This is a genomic window from Pseudomonas sp. GL-B-12 (assembly GCF_019955895.1).
Lineage (GTDB): Bacteria > Pseudomonadota > Gammaproteobacteria > Pseudomonadales > Pseudomonadaceae > Aquipseudomonas.
In genome coordinates this window covers 1-2970 of sequence record NZ_JAHBCX010000076.1, presented here as the reverse complement: position 1 = coordinate 2970, position 2970 = coordinate 1, and the positions used below count along the sequence as shown (strand labels likewise).

Genomic DNA, 2970 nt, shown 5'->3' with positions numbered 1-2970 from the left:
ATCGAATTTTCGGCGAATGTCGTCTTCATAGTATAACCAGATTGCTTGGGGTTATATGGTCAAGTGAAGAAGCGCATACGGTGGATGCCTTGGCAGTCAGAGGCGATGAAAGACGTGGTAGCCTGCGAAAAGCTTCGGGGAGTCGGCAAACAGACTTTGATCCGGAGATGTCTGAATGGGGGAACCCAGCCATCATAAGATGGTTATCTTGTACTGAATACATAGGTGCAAGAGGCGAACCAGGGGAACTGAAACATCTAAGTACCCTGAGGAAAAGAAATCAACCGAGATTCCCTTAGTAGTGGCGAGCGAACGGGGACTAGCCCTTAAGTGGCTTTGAGATTAGCGGAACGCTCTGGAAAGTGCGGCCATAGTGGGTGATAGCCCTGTACGCGAAAATCTCTTGGTCATGAAATCGAGTAGGACGGAGCACGAGAAACTTTGTCTGAATATGGGGGGACCATCCTCCAAGGCTAAATACTACTGACTGACCGATAGTGAACTAGTACCGTGAGGGAAAGGCGAAAAGAACCCCGGAGAGGGGAGTGAAATAGATCCTGAAACCGTATGCGTACAAGCAGTGGGAGCCTACTTTGTTGGGTGACTGCGTACCTTTTGTATAATGGGTCAGCGACTTATTTTCAGTGGCGAGCTTAACCGAATAGGGGAGGCGTAGCGAAAGCGAGTCTTAATAGGGCGTCTAGTCGCTGGGAATAGACCCGAAACCGGGCGATCTATCCATGGGCAGGTTGAAGGTTGGGTAACACTAACTGGAGGACCGAACCGACTACCGTTGAAAAGTTAGCGGATGACCTGTGGATCGGAGTGAAAGGCTAATCAAGCTCGGAGATAGCTGGTTCTCCTCGAAAGCTATTTAGGTAGCGCCTCATGTATCACTGTAGGGGGTAGAGCACTGTTTCGGCTAGGGGGTCATCCCGACTTACCAAACCGATGCAAACTCCGAATACCTACAAGTGCCGAGCATGGGAGACACACGGCGGGTGCTAACGTCCGTCGTGAAAAGGGAAACAACCCAGACCGTCAGCTAAGGTCCCAAAGTTATGGTTAAGTGGGAAACGATGTGGGAAGGCTTAGACAGCTAGGAGGTTGGCTTAGAAGCAGCCACCCTTTAAAGAAAGCGTAATAGCTCACTAGTCGAGTCGGCCTGCGCGGAAGATGTAACGGGGCTCAAACCATACACCGAAGCTACGGGTATCACCTTCGGGTGATGCGGTAGAGGAGCGTTCTGTAAGCCTGTGAAGGTGAGTTGAGAAGCTTGCTGGAGGTATCAGAAGTGCGAATGCTGACATGAGTAACGACAATGGGTGTGAAAAACACCCACGCCGAAAGACCAAGGTTTCCTGCGCAACGTTAATCGACGCAGGGTTAGTCGGTCCCTAAGGCGAGGCTGAAAAGCGTAGTCGATGGAAAACAGGTTAATATTCCTGTACTTCTGGTTATTGCGATGGAGGGACGGAGAAGGCTAGGCCAGCTTGGCGTTGGTTGTCCAAGTTTAAGGTGGTAGGCTGGAATCTTAGGTAAATCCGGGATTTCAAGGCCGAGAGCTGATGACGAGTGTTCTTTTAGAACACGAAGTGGTTGATGCCATGCTTCCAAGAAAAGCTTCTAAGCTTCAGGTAACCAGGAACCGTACCCCAAACCGACACAGGTGGTTGGGTAGAGAATACCAAGGCGCTTGAGAGAACTCGGGTGAAGGAACTAGGCAAAATGGCACCGTAACTTCGGGAGAAGGTGCGCCGGTGAGGGTGAAGGACTTGCTCCGTAAGCCCACGCCGGTCGAAGATACCAGGCCGCTGCGACTGTTTATTAAAAACACAGCACTCTGCAAACACGAAAGTGGACGTATAGGGTGTGACGCCTGCCCGGTGCCGGAAGGTTAATTGATGGGGTTAGCTAACGCGAAGCTCTTGATCGAAGCCCCGGTAAACGGCGGCCGTAACTATAACGGTCCTAAGGTAGCGAAATTCCTTGTCGGGTAAGTTCCGACCTGCACGAATGGCGTAACGATGGCGGCGCTGTCTCCACCCGAGACTCAGTGAAATTGAAATCGCTGTGAAGATGCAGTGTATCCGCGGCTAGACGGAAAGACCCCGTGAACCTTTACTATAGCTTTGCACTGGACTTTGAATTTGCTTGTGTAGGATAGGTGGGAGGCTTTGAAGCGTGGACGCCAGTTCGCGTGGAGCCAACCTTGAAATACCACCCTGGCAACTTTGAGGTTCTAACTCAGGTCCGTTATCCGGATCGAGGACAGTGTATGGTGGGTAGTTTGACTGGGGCGGTCTCCTCCTAAAGAGTAACGGAGGAGTACGAAGGTGCGCTCAGACCGGTCGGAAATCGGTCGTAGAGTATAAAGGCAAAAGCGCGCTTGACTGCGAGACAGACACGTCGAGCAGGTACGAAAGTAGGTCTTAGTGATCCGGTGGTTCTGTATGGAAGGGCCATCGCTCAACGGATAAAAGGTACTCCGGGGATAACAGGCTGATACCGCCCAAGAGTTCATATCGACGGCGGTGTTTGGCACCTCGATGTCGGCTCATCACATCCTGGGGCTGAAGCCGGTCCCAAGGGTATGGCTGTTCGCCATTTAAAGTGGTACGCGAGCTGGGTTTAGAACGTCGTGAGACAGTTCGGTCCCTATCTGCCGTGGACGTTTGAGATTTGAGAGGGGCTGCTCCTAGTACGAGAGGACCGGAGTGGACGAACCTCTGGTGTTCCGGTTGTCACGCCAGTGGCATTGCCGGGTAGCTATGTTCGGAAAAGATAACCGCTGAAAGCATCTAAGCGGGAAACTTGCCTCAAGATGAGATCTCACTGGGACCTTGAGTCCCCTGAAGGGCCGTCGAAGACTACGACGTTGATAGGTTGGGTGTGTAAGCGCTGTGAGGCGTTGAGCTAACCAATACTAATTGCCCGTGAGGCTTGACCATATAACACCCAAGCAATTTG

Annotated in this window: 1 rRNA gene; it reads left to right on the top strand. The window is 51.8% G+C overall.

Going from position 1 to position 2970, the window contains the following annotated elements:
- The first annotated feature begins 57 nt into the window (after positions 1 to 57).
- Positions 58 to 2951: ribosomal RNA gene (locus KGA85_RS28545) — 23S ribosomal RNA — on the top strand.
- The last annotated feature ends 19 nt before the right edge of the window (positions 2952 to 2970 follow it).